16 protein-coding genes are annotated in these 18,597 nt (G+C 71.2%); 7 read left to right on the plus strand and 9 right to left on the minus strand.

Annotated elements, in window-relative coordinates; genetic code table 11:
• Nucleotides 1-48: 48 nt before the first annotated feature.
• On the plus strand, nt 49-1,101 hold the full coding sequence (locus tag H8B08_RS05625) for a sensor histidine kinase (protein ID WP_187449225.1): 1,053 nt from the start codon (nt 49-51) through the stop codon (nt 1,099-1,101).
• Here the strand turns inward: H8B08_RS05625 and H8B08_RS19445 are convergent.
• Nucleotides 1,098-2,810, minus strand: a complete 1,713-nt coding sequence (locus H8B08_RS19445; RefSeq protein WP_187449226.1) for a calcium-binding protein — start codon at nt 2,808-2,810, stop codon at nt 1,098-1,100. The two genes, H8B08_RS05625 and H8B08_RS19445, sit on opposite strands and share 4 nt — an antisense overlap.
• A gap of 200 nt (nt 2,811-3,010) precedes the next feature.
• Here H8B08_RS19445 and H8B08_RS05635 point away from each other — a divergent pair, with 200 nt between their 5' ends.
• Complete coding sequence (locus H8B08_RS05635) at nt 3,011-3,382, plus strand: STAS/SEC14 domain-containing protein (protein ID WP_187449227.1); 372 nt, start codon at nt 3,011-3,013, stop codon at nt 3,380-3,382.
• Between the two features lie 191 nt (nt 3,383-3,573).
• Here H8B08_RS05635 and H8B08_RS05640 read toward each other — a convergent pair whose 3' ends face one another.
• Nucleotides 3,574-5,406, minus strand: a complete 1,833-nt coding sequence (locus H8B08_RS05640) for a DUF885 family protein (protein ID WP_187449228.1) — start codon at nt 5,404-5,406, stop codon at nt 3,574-3,576.
• 278 nt (nt 5,407-5,684) lie between these two features.
• Nucleotides 5,685-6,191 carry a YidB family protein gene (locus tag H8B08_RS05645; protein ID WP_187449229.1) on the minus strand — a complete coding sequence of 169 codons (507 nt, stop codon included), beginning with the start codon at nt 6,189-6,191 and terminating at the stop codon, nt 5,685-5,687.
• A 121-nt stretch (nt 6,192-6,312) separates the two neighbouring features.
• Between H8B08_RS05645 and H8B08_RS05650 the strand changes: the two genes are divergently transcribed.
• On the plus strand, nt 6,313-8,334 hold the full coding sequence (locus H8B08_RS05650; protein WP_187449230.1) for a tetratricopeptide repeat-containing sulfotransferase family protein: 2,022 nt from the start codon (nt 6,313-6,315) through the stop codon (nt 8,332-8,334).
• Between the two features lie 155 nt (nt 8,335-8,489).
• Here H8B08_RS05650 and H8B08_RS05655 read toward each other — a convergent pair whose 3' ends face one another.
• Nucleotides 8,490-9,107 carry a TetR/AcrR family transcriptional regulator gene (locus H8B08_RS05655; protein WP_187449231.1) on the minus strand — a complete coding sequence of 206 codons (618 nt, stop codon included), beginning with the start codon at nt 9,105-9,107 and terminating at the stop codon, nt 8,490-8,492.
• A 103-nt stretch (nt 9,108-9,210) separates the two neighbouring features.
• On the opposite strand from H8B08_RS05655, the gene H8B08_RS05660 reads away from it, so the two are divergent.
• From H8B08_RS05660 to H8B08_RS05670, 3 genes are all read left to right on the plus strand, one after another.
• The gene (locus tag H8B08_RS05660) at nt 9,211-9,951 is read left to right on the plus strand and encodes a 3-oxoacyl-ACP reductase family protein (RefSeq protein WP_187449232.1); all 741 of its coding nucleotides are present in this window, start codon (nt 9,211-9,213) and stop codon (nt 9,949-9,951) included.
• An 89-nt stretch (nt 9,952-10,040) separates the two neighbouring features.
• On the plus strand, nt 10,041-11,252 hold the full coding sequence (locus H8B08_RS05665) for a low temperature requirement protein A (protein ID WP_255500691.1): 1,212 nt from the start codon (nt 10,041-10,043) through the stop codon (nt 11,250-11,252).
• A 241-nt stretch (nt 11,253-11,493) separates the two neighbouring features.
• Nucleotides 11,494-13,812 (plus strand): TonB-dependent receptor, encoded by a 2,319-nt coding sequence (locus H8B08_RS05670; RefSeq protein ID WP_255500692.1) that lies wholly within the window; start codon nt 11,494-11,496, stop codon nt 13,810-13,812.
• 70 nt (nt 13,813-13,882) lie between these two features.
• On the opposite strand, the gene H8B08_RS05675 is transcribed toward H8B08_RS05670, so the two are convergent.
• The 4 genes from H8B08_RS05675 to H8B08_RS05690 form a co-directional block, all read right to left on the minus strand.
• Complete coding sequence (locus H8B08_RS05675) at nt 13,883-14,893, minus strand: hydroxyacid dehydrogenase (protein WP_187449234.1); 1,011 nt, start codon at nt 14,891-14,893, stop codon at nt 13,883-13,885.
• Nucleotides 14,894-14,933: 40 nt separating this feature from the next.
• On the minus strand, nt 14,934-15,575 hold the full coding sequence (locus tag H8B08_RS05680) for a LysE family translocator (RefSeq protein WP_370545407.1): 642 nt from the start codon (nt 15,573-15,575) through the stop codon (nt 14,934-14,936).
• The gene (locus H8B08_RS05685) at nt 15,572-15,967 is read right to left on the minus strand and encodes a cupin domain-containing protein (RefSeq protein WP_187449235.1); all 396 of its coding nucleotides are present in this window, start codon (nt 15,965-15,967) and stop codon (nt 15,572-15,574) included. Before H8B08_RS05685 ends, H8B08_RS05680 begins: the two co-directional genes overlap by 4 nt.
• A 118-nt stretch (nt 15,968-16,085) precedes the next feature.
• Nucleotides 16,086-16,496, minus strand: a complete 411-nt coding sequence (locus H8B08_RS05690) for a hypothetical protein (RefSeq protein WP_187449236.1) — start codon at nt 16,494-16,496, stop codon at nt 16,086-16,088.
• A gap of 163 nt (nt 16,497-16,659) precedes the next feature.
• Here H8B08_RS05690 and H8B08_RS05695 point away from each other — a divergent pair, with 163 nt between their 5' ends.
• Complete coding sequence (locus H8B08_RS05695) at nt 16,660-17,061, plus strand: SseB family protein (protein WP_187449237.1); 402 nt, start codon at nt 16,660-16,662, stop codon at nt 17,059-17,061.
• A 160-nt stretch (nt 17,062-17,221) separates the two neighbouring features.
• Here the strand turns inward: H8B08_RS05695 and astB are convergent, their stop codons facing one another.
• Nucleotides 17,222-18,556 (minus strand): N-succinylarginine dihydrolase, encoded by a 1,335-nt coding sequence (gene astB, locus H8B08_RS05700; RefSeq protein WP_187449238.1) that lies wholly within the window; start codon nt 18,554-18,556, stop codon nt 17,222-17,224.
• Nucleotides 18,557-18,597 lie beyond the last annotated feature (41 nt).

Raw genomic sequence — 18,597 nt, forward strand, 5'->3', positions numbered from 1 at the left:
AGTGGTCAGCAGGAAGCGCGACTGGCGGACGATCTTCCCGCGGGCCGCATGAGCGACGAGCCCTCCGAACTCGACCGACTGCTCGCCGTGCCGGAGGCGCGGGCGCTGATGGACGCGCTGATGAGCTACACGCCCTCGATCACCACGGTCGTGCGCGCCTCCGACCTGAAGGTGCTGCGGGTCAGCGAGTTCGCCTCACAATTACTGGGCCTGACGCCGGTGCCGCGGGAAGGCGTGCCGTTCGACATCTACGCCGGCGGCTTCAAGGCGTTCGACGCCGAGCGGCGACCGATCCGCTTTGAGCACCGGCCGCTGATCCGGGCGGTGCGGGGGGAGGTGGTGCACAACCACTTCGGCTACGTCCAGGACTTCGCTGGACGGTGGGTACCGATCGTCTGCAACGCGGCCCCGATCCGCGACGCGGCCGGCGCGGTCATCGGCGCCATCCTGTCCTGCACCGACATCACCAAGCAGAAGCAGCTGGAAGACGAGCTGCGGGAGACCGCGGACCAGAAGGAGGCGCTGTTCCGCGAGCTGGCGCATCGGGTGAAGAACCACCTGCAGATCATGTCGGGCCTGATCGCGCTGGACGCCCGCGACGACTCCCTGAGCGCCGCCGAGGTGGCCGAGCGCAACCAGTACCGCCTGCGCATGCTGGCGGCGGTCTACGACAGCTTGACCCAGGCCGAGGCCGGCGAGCGGATCGGCGCGCGCGTGTTCGTCGACGAGGTCTGCCGGCCGTACCGGACCGAGCAGGTGGCGGTCGACGTGGAGGTGGTCCCGGCCGATCTGACCCTGGCGCCGGACCAGGCCGCGCCGTTCGGCATGCTGCTGAACGAGGCGGTCTGCAACGCCTACAAGCACGCCTTCCCGGACCGCGCTGGACGGGTGCAGGTGACGCTGCGGCGGGAAGGGGAGGGGCTGGTGCTGGAGGTGGCCGACGACGGCGTGGGCCTGCCGGCCCAGGCCGCCGACCGTTCCTCCCACGGGCTGAAGCTGATGCGCCTGCAGGCGCGCCAGCTGAACGGGACCCTCACGATCGGAGACCGGCCGGGCGGCGGCGCGGTGGTCACCGCCGCCCTGCCGGAGGAAGCCGTCTAGCCCCAGTGCCAGGGATCGATGCTGGTCATCGAGCCGAGGGTCACGCTTTCGACCGTCACGGTCTCGCCGCTGGAGAAGGCGAACACCACGTCCGGACCGACCTGGGTGACGGAGTAGGTCGCGCCCGTGCCGGCGAAGGCTGAGAAGTCCAGGGTGTCCTCCGTGCCGCCGGCGGTGAAGTCGCCGATGACGTCCGAGCCGGACCCGGGCTGGAACACGAAGGTGTCGTCGCCGGCGCCGCCTTTGAGGGCGTCGTCTCCGGCCCCGCCGTCCAGCACGTCGTTCCCCTTGCCGGCGGAGATTTCGTCCTTGCCGTCCCAGCCGGTCAGGCGGTTGTCGTTCTCGTCGCCGATCAGCACGTCGTCGCCGTAGGAGCCGCCCAGGTTCTCGATGGAATTCAGGCTGCCCGAATTGCCCCAGCCGTCGTCCACGATCTTGTTGGCGGACAGGTCCACCCACACGCCGTTCGTGCCGTACTCGATCTCGGCCACGCCGTCGAAGTCGGTGTCGACCAGGCGCATCTGGGTGAACTGCAGGATGCTGTCGATGCCGTCGCCGCCGTCGACCATGTCGGGCGCGTCGTCGATCTGGAAGCTGTCGTCGCCCTTGAAGCCTTCCGCGTGGTCCTTGAAGGCGGCCAGGATCAGGTTGTCGCCGTCATCGCCGTAGAACTGGTCGTCGAACATAGTGCCGGCGCCCAAGCCCTCGATGGAGTCCATCTTCTCCTTGTTGCCGTAGCCGTCGTTGTAGACCATCTGGTCGCGCAGGTCGGCGATCACGCCCTGGGTGGCGTCCAGGTGGTAGAAGCTGACCCGGTCGAAGCCGGCCCCGCCGATGAACACGTCCTCGCCCGAGCCGCCGCGCAGCTGGTCGTCGCCGTCGCCGCCGTCCAGGGTGTCGTTGCCGGCGCCGCCGCGAAGCATGTCGTTCGCTTCCCAGCCGTTGATGACGTTGTCGCCGGCGTCGCCGATCAAGAGGTCGTCGCCGGCCGATCCGCCCAGGTTCTCGACGTTGTAGATCCAGCCCGTGCCGCCCCAGCCGTCGTCGAGAATGCGGTTGGCCTCCAGGCTGACCCGCACGCCGTTCGTGCCGAATTCGATCTCAGCGACGCCGTCGGCGTTGGTGTCGACCAGGCGCATCTGGGTGAAGCGCAGGATGGTGTCGATCCCGTCGCCGGCGTCGAGGAACGCGACCGCGTCGTCGAGCTGGAAGGTGTCGTCGCCCTTGAAGGCTTCGATGTGGTCGCCGCGGGCCCCCAGGATCAGGTTGGCCCCGTCGTCGCCGTAGAACTCGTCGGCGAACATGGTGCCGTCGCCCAGGCCCTCGATCGAGGACATCTTCTCCGCGTTGCCGTAGCCGTCGTTGTAGATCTTCTGGGTGCGCAGGTCGGCGATCACGCCCTGGGTGGCGTCCAGGTGGAAGAAGCTGACCCGGTCGATCCCGGCCCCGCCGTCGAAGCTGTCCTTGCCGGCCCCGCCGCGCAGGTAGTCGTCGCCGTCGCCGCCGATCAGCTTGTCGTTCCCCTCGTCGCCGCGGATGTAGTCGTCCCCGGCGCCGCCATCGAGCACGTCGTCGCCGAGGCCGCCGTAGAGGTGGTCGGCCCCGTCCTTGCCGTACAGCTCGTCGTTCCCGGCCAGGCCGAGGATGGTGTCGTCGCCTGACGTTCCGGCAAGCACGTCGGCCGCGGCGGTTCCCGTGATGGTAGGCATGGCGATGGCTCCTGAAGTCTCGCGGACCGGGCGCAGCCGCCCGGCGCACGCGAAGGTGGGCCGCCTTCTTCGCACCGCCGGGCGGAGGTCCGGCAGGGCGATTGTCTCAGGGGAAATTTACGGATGGACCCGCGCCGGCGCCGGCCGGGCCGCGCGAACCGCCGGTCCGCCCCGGATGTTGGAGTCCCGAAAGGTCCCCCATGATCGACATCCTTCCAGCCCCCGACAACGTCGCGGCCTACCGCCTGTCCGGCCGCATCACCGGCGAGGAGTACGACCACGTCGTCGCCGACCTGGAAGAGCGGCTGGAGACGCACGACAAGCTCGGCGTCTACGTCGACCTGATGGGCTTCGACGACATGACGGTGGAAGCCGCCTTCAAGGATCTGCGCTACGGCCTGGCCAAGCTGGGCGACCTGAAGCGCTTCCCCCGCGAGGCGGTGGTCACCGACAAGCAGTGGGTGAAGGCGCTGGTCCGCTTCGCCGACCCGCTGATCCCCCACGTCGAGGTGCGCACCTTCGCCCCCGACCGCCGCGAGGAGGCCATGGCCTGGGCGGCGCAGGCGCGGTGAGAGCGGGCGCGCGCGAAGAACAACATCGACCGTCATCCCGGCCGTAGCGGAGCGCAGCACAGCGGAGAGCCGGGACCCAGCAAGCTCGACCGTGACGCTGCGAACCCGCGTTGCAACCAGCGCCGCGCTTGCTGGGTCCCGGCTCTCCCGCGCCCTGCGGGCGCGGGAGAGCCGGGATGACGGATTGAAACTTAAGCCGCGACCTTCATCCGCGTCGCCGTCCAGTCGTCGACGACCCGGCCCAGCACGTCGAGCGGCATGGCCCCGCCCAGCAGGACCGCGTCGTGGAAGCCCTTCAGGTCGAAGCGCGAACCCAGCTTCGCCTTGGCCTGCTCGCGCAGGCGGACCATCTCGATGTGGCCGATCTTGTAGCCGCAGGCCTGGCCCGGCCAGACGCAGTAGCGCTCGACCTCGCTCTCGGCCGCGCCGGGCGCCAGGCCGACGGTCTCGACCATGTAGGCGATGGCCTTCTCGCGGCTCCAGCCCATGGCGTGCATGCCGGTGTCCAGCACGATGCGCACGGCGCGGTAGAGCATGGACTGCAGGAAGCCCAGCTTGCCGACCTCGAAGCCGTCGTACATGCCGCTCTCCAGCGCCAGCTGCTCGGCGTAGAGCGCCCAGCCCTCGTTGTAGGCGTTGAAGCCGAGCGTCTTGTGCAGCAGCGGCGTGCCTTCGGCCTCCAGGGCCAGGGCACCCTGCAGGTGATGGCCCGGCAGGCTCTCGTGATAGGTCAGGGTCGGCAGGGCCCACTTCGGCCAGATCGTGGTGTCGACCAGGTTGATGTAGTAGGCGCCCGGGCGCGAGCCGTCGACGCTGGACGACTGCGAATAGCCGCGCGGCGCGCCCAGTTCGATGGCCGGCGGCACGCGGCGCACCTCGACATTGGCCTTCGGCAGATGGGCGAACAGGTCGGGCAGGCGCTTGCGGATGGCGTCGACCTGCACGTTCAGGTCGGCCAGCAGGGCGGCGCGGCCGTCGTCGGTGTTCGGATAGAGGTACTTCGGATCCTGGCCGAGCGCGGTCAGGCGCGCGCCGACCGTCCCTTGGGGCAGGCCTTGCTGCTTCAGCAGGGCGTCCGCCTGGGCGACGATCTCGGCCACCTGCGACAGGCCCAGCTTGTGCGCTTCGGCCGGGGTCAGGCCGGTCGAGGTCTGGAAGCGCAGGCACATGGCGTAATAGGCCTCGCCGCGCGGCAGGCGGGCGACGCCGGCGTCGTGCACGGCCTTGGCCTGCCAGGAGCTCAGAAGCGCGATCTGGCGGTCCAGCGCGGCGGCCAGCGGGCCGTCGACGATCTTCGTCGCGCGCGCGCTCCAGTCGCCGTCGATCCCTTTTTCCTTAGTGCGACGCGCCAGCGAGGCGACCAGGCCGGCGCTCTCGCCCGACTGGCCGCGCAGCGAGCCCAGCTGCTTCAGGGTCTTGCCCAGGATGAAGTCCGGCGGGACCACGCCGGCCGCGCCGTCGGCGCGGGCGCGTTCGGTCTCCTGCTCGATCGCCTTGGGGAAGGCTTCCAGGCGGGCCAGGTAGGCCTCTGCGTCCTCGCGGGTCTCGATGGTGTGCTGGCTGTCCAGGAAGTCCGGCACGCTCTGGTAGGCCCCGGTCAGCTGGCTGACCACGTAGGGCACCGGATAGCTGTACGCGTCCACGCCCCCATACGGGTACTTGGCGATTTCGGCCGAGATGTCCGACATCCAGGCGATGGTGTCGAAGTCGCTGGCGGCGCGGCCGGAGAGCGCCTTGCGGTCGACGCCCTTCAGCGCGGCCTTGGCGTCGGCGAGCGGCTTCAGCTGGCGCAGGCGGTTGGCGGGCGAGCGGTCGTCCAGCCGGGACTTCAGCGCCGCGCGGGCGCCGGTGTCGAGGCCGAGGCCGCCGGCGGTCTCCGGATTGTCGCGCAGCATCTGCTCGACGATGCGGTCGTAGAGGCCGGTCGCCTGCGCTTGCGGGCCCGCCGCACCTCGCGCGAACGCCGGCGTCGCGGTCGCGGCCGCCAGCGCGGCCCCCGACATCAGAAAGGCCCGACGATCCATGGTGTGCGACTCCCCCTAGCGGCGCTCTTACGGCGCGCAGGGATGTGGCCAGCGCGGCGGTTGGCCGTCAAGCAGACGGGGAGACGCGGGGCTAGATCCTCCCCCGAGCGAGCGCAGCGAGCGGTGGGGGAGGGGGACCGCGAAGCGGTGGAGGGGGCTCCAGCTTGACGCGGCGGCTCAGGTGCGCGGCCGCCACCGTCGGGTCAAGCTGGAGCCCCCTCGGCGGCTTGCAGCCGCCTGCTCCCCCCAGCGCTCCGCTCGGGGGGAGATCTCTTCCGTCAGCTCAGCATCCGCCCGATCTCGTGATCGTCGGGCAGGCGGCCTTCGGGGGTGAGCTTGTCGACCGCGTCGGGCAGTTCGTCGGAGAGCTCGGACAGCAGCTGCTCGCGGCCGAGGCCGGTTTCGACCTCCAGCTCGTCGACCGTGTGCGGGCCCAGGGCCTCGGCCAGCTGGTGCGGCGCGATGCGCTGGTTCTGGCCGCGGCCGATCCAGGAGCCGATCACGTCGCCGTGGCCGTTCTTGCCGAACTGGTCGACCAGGGCGCCCAGGGCGCCCGCGCCGCCTAAGCCGGCCAGCACGCCGCCCAGCCCGCCCGGCAGGCCGCCGCCTTCCTCGTGGCGGGCGCCCGCACCGGAGCGGCGGCTCTGCATGTAGCTCTGGGCCGCCTTGGCGGCCAACGCGAGCATCAGAGCCTTCACCACGGGGGAGGCGGTCGCGCCGCCGCCACGCCGCCCGCCGCGCGGCGCGCCGGCCACACTGCCGAGGATCTGGTCCAGCAGTCCCATGGGCTTGTCCTTTCCTGGTTCCGAGCCGAACACGCGGCCGGGCGTGGGCGTTCCGGACAATTGACAGGCGCGCGCGAAGCGCCGCTCATTCGTGCGTGACTTCGCGGGGGCGGGGGTTTTGGTGACGAGTACGGCTTCCGAGCCTTCAGGCTCGCTGGCGACGGCGCTGGCCCACGGGGCCCGCCTGCTGGAACGCGCGCCGGCGCTGGCGGCGCAGCAGGCGCGCGAGATCCTGGCCGCCGCGCCCGGCCACCCGCAGGCCACGCTTCTGCTCGGCACGGCGCTGCGGGCGGCGCGCGACGTGCCCGGCGCGCTGGCGGTGCTGACCCCGCTGGCCACGGCCGCGCCCGACTGGCCGGCGGCCCAGCTCGAGGCCGGGCTGGCCCTGGCCGACGCCGGACGGACCCGCGAGGCGATCGCCGCCCTGCACCGCGCGGTGCGGCACAATCCCCACCACGCCTTCGCCTGGCGCGCCCTGGGCGACCAGCTGACGCTTGTGGGCGACACGGACGGCGCCGACGCGGCCTATGCGCGGCACCTGGCGTCCTCGGTGAAGGACCCGCGCCTGGTCGAGGCGGCGCAGGCCCTGTGCGAAAACCGCCTGGCCGTGGCCGAGCGCCAGCTGAAGGCCTTCCTGAAGCAGCACCCCACCGACGTCGCGGCCATGCGCATGCTGGCCGAGGTGGCCGGGCGCCTGCGCCGCTATGAGGACGCCGAGAAGCTGCTGGCCCGCTGCCTGGAGTTGGCGCCGGGCTTTTCCATGGCGCGGCACAACTATGCGCTGGCCCTCTACCGCCAGAACAAGGGCGCCGAGGCGGTGGCCGAGCTGGACGTGCTGCTGGCCCGCGAGCCGGGCCACGCCGGCTACATGATCCTGAAGGCCGCGGCCCTGGGCCGGATCGGCGAGTACGAGCAGGCCATCGACTGCTACGACGCCGTCCTGGCCCGCTGGCCGGAGCAGCCCAAGGCGTGGATGAGCTACGGCCACGCGCTGAAGACGCTCGGCCGTCAGGCCGAGGCGATCGACGCCTACCGGAAAAGCATCCGTCTGCTGCCCGGCCTGGGCGAGGCCTGGTGGAGCCTGGCCAACCTGAAGACCGTGCGCTTCTCCGACGACGACGTCGCGGCCATGCGCGCTCAGCTGGACCGCGGCGACTTGTCCGAGGAGGACCGCTTCCACCTGCACTTTGCGCTCGGCAAGGCGCTGGAGGATGCGGGCGAGGCGGGGGCGTCGTTCGAGCACTACGCCGCCGGCAACGCGCAGCGCCGCGCCGGTCTGGACTACGACGCCGACGAGAACCGCGCCCACGTCGACCGGTCCAAGGCCTTCTTCACCCCGGCCGTGTTCGCCGCGCGGGCGGGGCAGGGGTGCTTAGCGCCCGACCCGATCTTCGTCGTCGGCCTGCCGCGCGCCGGCTCGACCCTGATCGAGCAGATCCTCTCCAGCCACTCGCAGGTGGAGGGGACCATGGAACTGCCCGACGTGGTCTCCATGGCCAAGCGGATCGGCGGCAAGAAGACCAAGAGCGCGGTCTCCACCTATCCCGAGGCGCTGGCCGAGTTCGACGCCGACGCCTTGCGCGCCCTCGGCGAAGAGTACCTCGAGCGCACCCGCGTGCAGCGCAAGACCGGCCGGCCGTTCTTCATCGACAAGATGCCGAACAACTTCGCCCACGTCGGCCTGATCCGGCTGATGCTGCCGAACGCGAAGATCGTCGACGCGCGCCGCCACCCGCTGGGCTGCTGCTTCTCCGGCTTCAAGCAGCACTTCGCGCGCGGGCAGGGGTTCACCTACGACCTCACTGAGCTGGGCCGCTACTACGCCGACTACGTCGAGCTGATGGCCTGGTTCGACCAGGTCCAGCCGGGCGCCGTGCACCGGGTGATCTACGAGCGCATGGTGGCCGATCCGGAAGCTGAGGTGCGCGCGCTGCTCGACTACTGCGGCCTGCCGTTCGAGGACGCTTGCCTGCGCTTCTACGAGACCGAGCGGGCGGTGCGCACCGCCAGCTCCGAACAGGTGCGCCAGCCGATCTTCACCGACGCGGTCGAACACTGGAAGGCGTACGAGCCGTGGCTGGAGCCGCTGAAGGCGGCGCTCGGGCCTGTGCTGGCGGCGTATCCGGAGGCGCCGGCGTACTGAACCTAAGATCTCCCCCCGCCCGTCAGGGCGGCGTGGGGGGCTCCAGCGGAGCGCGCGTCTTCCGCCGCAAGACCGGTGGCGCAGACGGCGGTCGTCGCGCCAGGGCGAGCCCCCCATCGCCGCCTTCGGCGGCTCCTCCCCCCAGAGGGGGAGATCTATGAGGGCCACGCCCGCATCGCCGTGCGCCCGACCGCCAGCAACTCCTCGCGGCTGGCGCCGTCGCGGGCCTGGACCGACAGGCCCTGCTGCACCGTCATCAGGAAGCGGGCCAGCGCGCCGACGTCGACGCCGCCGGCCAGGTCGCCGGCCGCGACGCCGCGGCGCAGCCGATCCTCATAGGCCCGGATCGCCTGCAGCCGCCGCTCGGCCACCGCCGCGCGCACGCCCTCGGCCGAAGGCGAGCACTGGGTCTCGGCGGCGGCGACCATGCAGCCGCGCGGCTGGTCGGCGCGGGTCAGCTCGAAGGCGGCCGCTTCCAGCAGCCGCTGGAACGCGTCGCGGGTCGGCAGATCGGCCGCCAGGATCGGCTCGACGTAGGCGCCGGGGCCGGCCACGTAGCGGTCCAGCGCCTGTTCGTAGAGCTGGGCCTTGCCGCCGAACGCGCCGTACAGGCTGGACGGGCTGATGCCCATGGCGGCGGTCAGCTCGTCCATGGAGGCGGCCTCGTAGCCGCGGTCCCAGAACAGCCGCATCGCCTTATCCAGCGCCAGTTCGCGGTCGAAGCCGGGCGGGCGGCCGCGCGGGCGGCGGGTGGTCGGGTCGATATTTTTCATAACGATCGTTCCGAATATCTCTTGAACGCCTCGGGGCGGTTTCCCACCTGCCGCCCCATGGATCGGGAGCAATCGTTCCCGAAATCGGAAGATAGGCTCAGACATGACGGATTTGAAGCGCAAGGTCGCCCTGGTCACCGGCGGTTCGCGGGGCATCGGCGCGGCCATCGCCAGGCGGCTGGCGGCCGACGGCGCGGCGGTGGCGATCACCTACACTTCTTCGCCCGACAAGGCCGACGCGGTGGTGAAGGCGATCGAGGCCGACGGCGGCAAGGCCCTGGCCATCCAGGCCGACGCCGCCGATCCCGCTCAGGTGAAGGCGGCGGTCGCCCGCACGGTCGAGGCGTTGGGCGCCCTGGACATACTGGTCAACAACGCCGGCGTGCTGGCCCTGGGCCCGATCGGCGAGCTGGCCCTGGACGACTTCGACCGCACCCTGGCGGTCAACGTGCGCGGCGTGTTCGTGGCCAGCCAGGAAGCCCAGCGCCACATGAGGGACGGCGGGCGCATCATCAACATCGGCAGCGTCAATTCCGACATCGCCCCGTTCCCGGGCCTGACCGCGTACTCGGCCAGCAAGGGGGCGGTGGCCGCCCTGACTATCGCGCTGGCCCGCGAGCTGGGCCCGCGCGGCATCACCGTCAACAACCTCCAGCCCGGCCCGGTCGACACCGACATGAACCCGGCCGCCGGCGACTTCGCCGACACCCTGCGGGGCATCATGGCGCTGGGCCGCTACGGCCACGCCGACGAGATCGCCGGCCTGGTCGCCTACCTGGCCAGCGACCAGGGCGGCTACGTCACCGGCGCCAACCTGCGCATCGACGGCGGCTTCGGGCTGTAATTATTCCTTTCAAGGGCCGGGTGGGCGAAGCTGCGACGCTTCCCCGCCCGGCTCGCCGTGCGAGCCCCCTCCCATGAAAGGGGAGGGAGATGAGACCCCGCGTCGCGCGTTCTAAGGACATGAGCTTCCTCGCGCCCCCAGCCGGTCTGCTGCGCGAGCGGCGCGGCCACGCCCACGCTCCGGTCACCTTCGTCGAGTTGTTCTTCGACCTGGTGTTCGTGTTTGCGATCACCCAGCTGTCCCACGCCCTGCTGGAGGACCTGAGCCTGCGGGGCGTGTTGCAGGTCGGCCTGCTGGCGATGGCCGTGTGGTGGGTGTGGATCTACACCTCGTGGCTGACCAACTGGCTGGATCCGGAACGCAGCCCGGTGCGGCTGGGCCTGTTCGTGCTGATGCTGGCCGGGCTGGTGCTGTCGACCTCGCTGCCGCGGGCGTTTGGCGATCGCGGCCTGGCCTTTGCGGCGGCCTACGTCTTCATGCAGGTCGGACGCTCCGCCTTCATGCTGTGGGCGCTGGGGTCGAGCAAGCCGACGCTCACGCGCAGCTTCCAGCGGATCGGGGCCTGGTTCGTGGCGTCAGGCGTCGCCTGGCTGGCCGGCGCCTTCGCAGAGGGCGAGGCGCGTCTGGCGCTCTGGGCCGTGGCCGTGCTGATCGAGTACCTGGGCCCGTCGGCGGGCTACTGGTCGCCCGGCCTGGGCCGTTCGTCGACCGGCGACTGGAACATCGAGGGCGGGCACCTGGCCGAGCGCTGCGGCCTGTTCGTGATCATCGCGCTGGGCGAGTCGGTGCTGGCCACCGGCGCCACGTTCGCGGGGTTGGTCTGGACGCCCGAGACGACGGCGGCCTTCGTGGTCGCCTTCGTCGGCAGCGTGGCCATGTGGTGGCTGTACTTCGACGGGGTGTACGAGGCCGCCAGCGCGCGCATCGCCGGATCGGACGACCCGGGGCGGATCGGCCGGTCGGCCTACACCTACGTGCACCTGCCGATCGTGGCGGGGGTCATCATCGCGGCGGTGGCCGACGAACTCACCCTGCACGAGCCGCTGGGGCGGCTGGAGCCGGCGGCGTCCGCCGCCGTGCTGGGCGGGCCGGCGCTGTATCTGCTGGGCCTGCTGCTCTTCAAGCGGGCGGTGTTCGGCTACTGGTCGCCCTCGCCGCTGGGTGGGCTGGCCATGCTGGCGGCGCTGGTCCCGCTGACGGCGATGCTGACGCCGGTGCTGCTGGCCGCAGGCGCAGCGACCGTGCTGGTGATCATGGCCGCCTGGGAGCGGCGGCTGCAGCGCCGGCAGGCGCGGACCTGAGCGGCGCTTCCATGAATTGAAAGGCGATTTCCAGAACTCGCGCCGTATCGACACGTCTTGGCCGTGTCGTCGGCGACACGTTCGTGAAATCGCGCTTTTCTTCTAGCTTGACAGTTCCCCGGACTCCGGCGCGACACTACCGCTCAGCTTGGGGCTGTTCGGGGGGATGAGTATGCGTCGGCTGTCGCCCGCTAAACTGCGGGGTGCTCAACTGTTTTCGGCGACGCTGCTCGCGTCGACCATGCTCACCGGGGTCGGCGTCGCCGCCGCCCAGGACACCGGGACCGCCACCCTCGACGAGGTGGTGGTGACGGCCCAGAAGGTGTCGCAAAGCCTGCAGGACGTGCCGTTCAGCATCCAGGCCATGGGCACGGAGAAGCTGGAGCAGCTGCAGGTCGCCGACTTCAACGACTTCGCCAAGTTCCTGCCCAGCGTCTCCTACCAGACGGTCGGGCCGGGCTTCACCAGCATCTACATGCGCGGCGTGGCCAGCGGCGGGGACGGCAACCACTCCGGCTCCATGCCCAGCGTCGGCATGTACCTGGACGAACAGCCGGTCACGACCATCCAGGGCCCGCTGGACATCCACGTCTACGACATCGAGCGGGTCGAGAGCCTGGCCGGGCCGCAGGGCACGCTGTACGGCGCGAGCTCCCAGGCCGGCACCATCCGCATCATCACCAACAAGCCCAGCATGGCCGGCTTCGACGCCGGCTGGGACGCGGGCGTGAACACGGTGGCGCACGGCGGCATCGGCTACGTCGCCGAGGGCTTCGTCAACCAGCCGCTGGCCGACAACGTCGCGGTGCGCCTGGTCGGCTGGTACGAGCACGACGCCGGCTACATCGACAACGTGCCGGGCACGCGCACCTACCACGAGGGCGAGAACGTCGACGGCGACGACATCCCGGACCACACCATCAACAACGACGCCCTGGTGAAGGACGACTTCAACGACGCCGACACCTACGGCGCGCGCGCGGCGCTGCGCATCGACCTGAACGACGACTGGACCATCACGCCGCAGCTGATGGCGCAGGACCAGAAGACCAACGGCGTGTTCGGCTTCGATCCGGACGTCGGCGACCTGAAGGTGGACCGCTACAAGCCCGACAGCTCGCACGACCGCTGGGTGCAGGCGGCCATGACCATCGAGGGCCGGATCAGCGACTTCGACGTGACCTACGCCGGGTCGTACCTGAAGCGAAACGTCGACTCCGAGTCCGACTATTCCGACTACTCGTTCTTCTACGACAACCTGTACAACTACGGTCAGTACTGGGTCGACGACACCAGCACGCCGCTGGCCGACCCGTCGCAGTACATCCAGGCCAAGGACCGCTACACCAAGCAGACCCACGAAATCCGGCTGGCCTCGGCGCAGGACAAGCGGTTCCGCTTCATCGTCGGCGCCTTCTACCAGCGCCAGTACCACAACATTCAGCAGGACTACCGGATCGACGGCCTGGCCGACTTCGAGTCGGTCACCGGCTGGCCCGACACCCTGTGGCTGACCAAGCAGGAACGCGTCGACATCGACACCGCCGCCTTCGGCGAGGCGACCTTCGACATCACCGACAAGCTGTCGGTCACCGGCGGGGTGCGCCTGTTCAAGGTCGACAACAGCCTGAAGGGCTTCTTCGGCTTCTCGTCCTGGTACAGCGGCTCGACGGGCGAGGCGGCCTGTATCTCGCCGACGCCGGTGGTGCCGGGCGGCCCGTGCGAAAGCTTCGACAAGAACGTCAAGGAAGACGGCAACACCCACAAGCTGAACGTGACCTGGAAGTTCGACGAAGACCGCATGGTCTACGCCACCTGGTCGACGGGCTACCGCCCCGGCGGCCTGAACCGCCGCGGCACCCTGCCGCCGTATCTGTCGGACTTCCTGACCAACTACGAGCTGGGCTGGAAGACCACCTGGGGCGGCAACCTGCGCTTCAACGGCGCGGTGTTCATGGAGCAGTGGGAGGACTTCCAGTTCTCGATCCTGGGCCCCAACGGCCTGACCGAGATCCGTAACGCCGCCCAGGCCGAGATGAAGGGCGTCGAAACCGAGATCAACTGGCGGGTCAACGAGGGCCTGACCATCTCCGGTTCGGCCGCCTACACCGACGCCCAGCTGAGCGAGAACTACTGCGGCTTCACCGATCCGGACGGCAATCCGGTGACGGACTGCCCGAGCCCGCTGGCGCCCAAGGGCCAGGCGCTGCCGGTCACGCCCAAGTTCAAGGCCAACCTGACCGCCCGCTACGAGTGGAGCTGGGCCGACTTCGACGCCCACCTGCAGGGCTCGCTGGTCACCCAGAGCGGCGCCTGGACCGACCTGCGGACCACCGAGCGCGGCATCGTCGGCCGGATCCCGGGCTACACCAGCGCCGACGTCGTGTTCGGGGTGGAAAAGGACGGCTGGTCGGGCGAGCTGTCGATCCTCAACGCCTTCGACGAGCGCGGCGAGGTCACCCGCACGGTGGCCTGCGCCGAGGCGGTCTGCGGCACCCGCGCCTACACCGTTCCGATCCAGCCGCGCACCATCGGCGTGCGGATCGGCAAGCGTTACTGACGGCCACAAGGCCGCCGGGGCAGGGGAGGGCGGCGTCGCGCAAGCGGCGCCGCCCTTACTCTTTTCCGGATCAGGCCGGCGCGACCACCACGTTGATCGGCCGCCCGCTCGCGAAGGCCTCGATGTTGGCGACCGTGGTGTCGAGGATGCGCCCGACCGCCTCGCGGGTGTCGTAGGCTATGTGCGGGGTCAGCACCACGGTCGGGAAGCGCAGCAGGGCGTGGTCGGCCAGCAGGCCGCGCAGCCGCTCGATCGGCAGCGCCGCGCCGGCGCGGAAGATCTCGGCCTCCTCGCGCAGGCCCGCCTCCTCGGTCAGCACGTCCAGGCCCGCCCCGGCCAGCCGGCCGCCGGCCAGGGCCCGCACCAGCGCCTCGGCGTCGACCACCCCGCCGCGGGCGGTGTTGATCAGCACCGCGCCCGGCTTCATGCGGGCGAACTGGGCGTCGGAGAGCAGGTTCTTCGTCCCTTCCCCGCCCGGCACGTGCAGGGTGACCACGTCGGCCTCGGCCAGAAGGTCGGCGAGGGCCACGTAGCGCAGGCCCTGCGCCTCCAGCTCCGGATCGGGTCGGACATCGAAGCCGAGGACCCGCATGCCGAAGCCGCGGCCGATGCCGGCGGCGCAGCGGCCGATGCGGCCCGTGCCCACGACGCCGAGGGTCTTGCCGTGGAGGTCGAAACCGCGCAGGCCGGCCTCCGAGAAGTCGCCCCGCCGTGTGCGCTCGGCCGCCTCCACGACCCGGCGGCTGACCGCCAGCAGGAGCGCGAAGGCGTGCTCGGCCACCGTGTGGTCGCCGTAGCCCGGCACGTTGCAGACGGTGATCCCCTGCGCCTTGCAGTAGTCCAGGTCGATGTGATCGTAGCCGGTCGAGCGGGTGGCGATCAGTTGCAGCCGGGGCAGGCGTCTTAGGACCGGCGCGGTCAGCTCCGACTTGATGAAGGTCGCGATCGCCTCGGCGTCGGCGTGGGCGGCCGCGTCGGCGGCGGTCAGCGCCTCGGCCCGGCAGTCGACCGCGTGGGGCGGCGACAACCGCAGGCAGGCTTCGCGCTCCCAGTCCTCGGCTTCGAACACGACGACGCGCATGGCCGCCCGGCAACTGGCGCCGGCGCGGTCCGGTTCGGGCTCAGCCGCGGGTATCCCAGGCCAGCCACATCGCCACCAGGGCGATCGCGACGGCGAAGGCGCGGCGCACCGCGCGGGCGCGCGGATGGTCGCCCGCCGCCCCCAGCCGGCTCCCGGCCCGGGCGGCCAGCAGCACGATGGCGCCGTGCACGACGACGCTGATCGACAGGTGCAGGAAGCCCAGGGTCAGGGCCTGGGGCAGGGCGGGCCGCGCCGGCGAGATGAAGCTGGGCAGCAGCACCACGTAGAACGCCGCCGCCTTGACGTTGAGCAGGTTGGCGAACAGGCCGTGCCGGAACCAGGCCCCGTAGCACGCGGGCCCCTGCGGCGCCTGACGCGCGGTCTCCCGCTCGGCCGACCACGCCTCGAAGGCGAGCCACAGCAGGTAGAGCACGCCGGCCCAGCGCAGGGCCTGGTAGAGCACGGGATAGGCCAGCAGCACGCCGGTCAGGCCGAAGGCGGCGGCGATCATGTAGGCGGTCAGGCCCAGCGTCACGCCGGCGACCGCGGTCAGGCCCGCCTTTCGGCCGCACGCGGCCGAAAGGGAGGTCAGGTAGCCCATGTTCGGCCCGGGCGTCAGCTCCACCACCGCCATGGCGACGAAGAAGCGGGGAAGGACGGCCGGGTCGACCCCGCCGATCACTCGGTGGTCTTGCCGTCGAAGTGCTCGTCGTCCGCGTCGGCTTCGGCCTTGGTGCGGTGGACGGTGCCGTCCTTGTGGTGGGGCGGGCTGTAGAGGGTGTAGAGCTTCAGCGGCTCGGCGCCGACGTTGCGGACGTTGTGGCGCGCGCCCTTGGGCACGATCACAGCCGAGCCGTCGCCGACCTTGTGGGTGACGCCGTCGATCAGCACCTCGCCGTCGCCGCTCTCGACGCGGAAGAACTGGTCTTCCTTGTCGTGCACCTCTTCGCCGATCTCGCCGCCGGCCGGGATAGCCATCAGCACCAGCTGGGTGGAGCGGGCGGTGTAGAGCACGCGACGGAAGTCGGTGTTCGCTTCAGTCAGGCGCTCGATGTCGTCGACATAGCCCTTCATGGCGGGGTCCCTTGCTGTCCGGTCTGGACAACCCCTACCGCATGACGGAGTTCGGCGAAGCAAAATCTCCGGCGACGAAGCCCTCTCCCCCGCGATCGGGGAAGAGGGCTTCGTGAGATCAGCAGCCGGCCTGGGCCAGCCCCTGCTCGCGGTCCTTGGCGCTGACGGCCGCCGAGCCGCCGCCCATCGGGGCGCTGTTCTTGGCGGAGTCGCGCACCACGTCGACGGCGACCTGGGCGGCGGCGGCCTTCAGCGGGTTGTCGGCGCGAGCGGTGATCTGCGGCGCGGCGGCCTGCAGGGCCGAGGCGGCGAAGCCCAGCAGCTTGCGGGCGGACTTGGAGCGCTCGCTCTCGGCCGGCTTGGCCGGCGCGGCGGCGACGGCCTGGACGTCGCCCTGGTTCTGCATGATGGAGCGGGCGATGGCGCAGGCCTCGGCCGGCGGGCGGTCCTGGCGGGCGGCGGCCGGCTGGGCCGCGGCCACGACGGCGGCGACGGCGGTCAAGGCGGCGACGGTTTTACGGACGGTCATGGTGGGGGTCTCTGGCGTGTGCGCCGGGTCCCAGGCCCATCCCGTCCCGCGCGTCTCCTTCGCTCTAGCTCCGGCCGGCCGGGGACGGGCGCGAGGTGCGACGAGGATTCGACAAGCGACGAAGCTGCGACGAAGGTGGCCGGCCCTGCCCGGAGACACGCCGATGGACGACGCGCACCTGACCTTCCAGCCGCTGAACGAGCTCGAAGCGCTGATGGTCGCCGCCCACGCCGATCCGGCCCGCAAGACGGCCTTCCGCGACGCCCTGCTGGCCGCGCCGCTGTGCGCCCTGACCCAGGCGGTGGTCGACGGCGGCCGCAGGCTGGAGCCCGGCGACCGGGTCCAGCTGGCCACCGCGCCCCAAGCAGACGGTCGCGCCGCGATCATCCTGTTCACCGCGCCGGCCCGGATCGGGCAGGTCTATCCGGCCGGCGTCTCCTACATCCAGGGCCCGGGCGTGGAGATGCTGAAGCTGGCCCGCCACGGCGCGGCCATGCTGAACCCGGGCATTCCCTACGGCGTGCTGTGGACGTCGGGCGAGATCGAAGCGCTGCTGGCGGGGTGATGAACCCTCTCCCGGAGGGAGAGGGAAGGGACCCGCGCACCGGAGCGCAAGCGGAGGTCCGCGCGGGAGGGTGAGGGGTTACGCGATCTGGGGAAGGCCCCGTAACCCCTCATCCTCCCACGCTTCGCGCGGGCCCCTCCTTCTCCCTATGGGAGAAGGTTCAAGTGCGCTGGAACGGATAGAAGTCCCCGCCCAGGTTCAGGATCGCGGTCAGCTGGTCCAGCGCCCCGCGCGTCTCGGTCAGCAGTTGCGGGTCGGCCAGGTCGGCGGGGCGCAGTTCCTCGCGGTACCAGCGCTCGGCCCATTCGCACAGGCGTCCGTAGAGGCCCGCGTTCAGCCGCTGGAACGCGTTGGCGGAGTGCAGCTCCTGCTCGGTCAGCACCACGCGCAGGCGCAGGCAGGCGGGGCCGCCGCCATTCCTCATGCTCTGGCGCACGTCGACGTACTCGACCCGGCCGATGGGGCCGTTGGTGGTGACCAGCGACTGGGCGGCCGCGTGCGCGCGCGGGTTCTCGGCGGTCTCGGTCGGGGCCAGCAGCACCAGGCGGTCCTCGCCGGGCACGACCAGCAGCTGCGAGTTGAACAGGTAGGACCTCACCGCGTCCTCCAGCGGCAGGTCGGCCGCGGAGATCTCGACGAATTCCGGCGCGAACAGGCCCTCGGCGGCGGCGCGGATCGCGTCCAGCGTGGCCTTCTTGTCCTCGAAGGCCAGCTCGTGGAACAGCAGGGCGGTGCGCGTGCCCACGCACACCACGTCGTTGTGGAAGGCGCCGCCGTCGATGGCCGCGCGGGCTTGGCGGGCGAAGACCGGGCGGTTGGCGCCGTGGCGGCGGGCGATCGCCTGGCAGGCCTCAAGGGTCTGGCGGGCCGGGTACTTGCCCTCCCAGCGCTCCCAGGCGTCGCGGCCCCAGACCAGCAGGTTGACGCCGGGCGCGCCGTGCTCGGCGGCCAGCCGCACGTGGTTGGCGGCGCCCTCGTCGGCCAGGTGGGCGACCGGGTTCAGGGCGTCGTGGACCGCGAAGCGGCGCGGGTCCGGGAACAGGCGGCGCAGGCTGCGCGTGGTCTGCTCGTGCTCAAGGCTGCGGTGCAGGTTGGTGACCAGGTTGGCCGGGGTGAAGTGCACCCGCCCGTCCGGCGCGTCGACCGAGGGCGTGACGGTGGCGGCGTTGGCCGCCCACATCTGCGAGGACGAGCAGGCCGCCGCCGCGAAGGCCGGCGCGTCCTTCCAGGCGCGCTCCAGCACCTCGGCGTCCGTGCCGGAGAAGCCGAGCGCGCGCAGGAACGGCGTGAAGGGCCGCTCGTGCGGGGGCAGGACGAACTGCGGGATGCCGAGGTCGGCCAGCCGCTTCATCTTGGCCAGGCCCTGCAGGACGGCGGCGCGCGGGTTGGACGCCTCGCCGGCGTTGACCTGGCTGGCGATGTTGCCCGGCGACAGGCCCGCGTAGGAGTGCGTCGGCCCGACCAGGCCGTCGGCGTTGGCTTCGATGGCGGTCATCTCAAATCCTCCCCCGAGCGAGCGAAGCGAGCGGTGGGGGA

It is taken from the genome of Caulobacter sp. 17J80-11 (genome assembly GCF_014349105.1).
Lineage (GTDB): Bacteria > Pseudomonadota > Alphaproteobacteria > Caulobacterales > Caulobacteraceae > 17J80-11.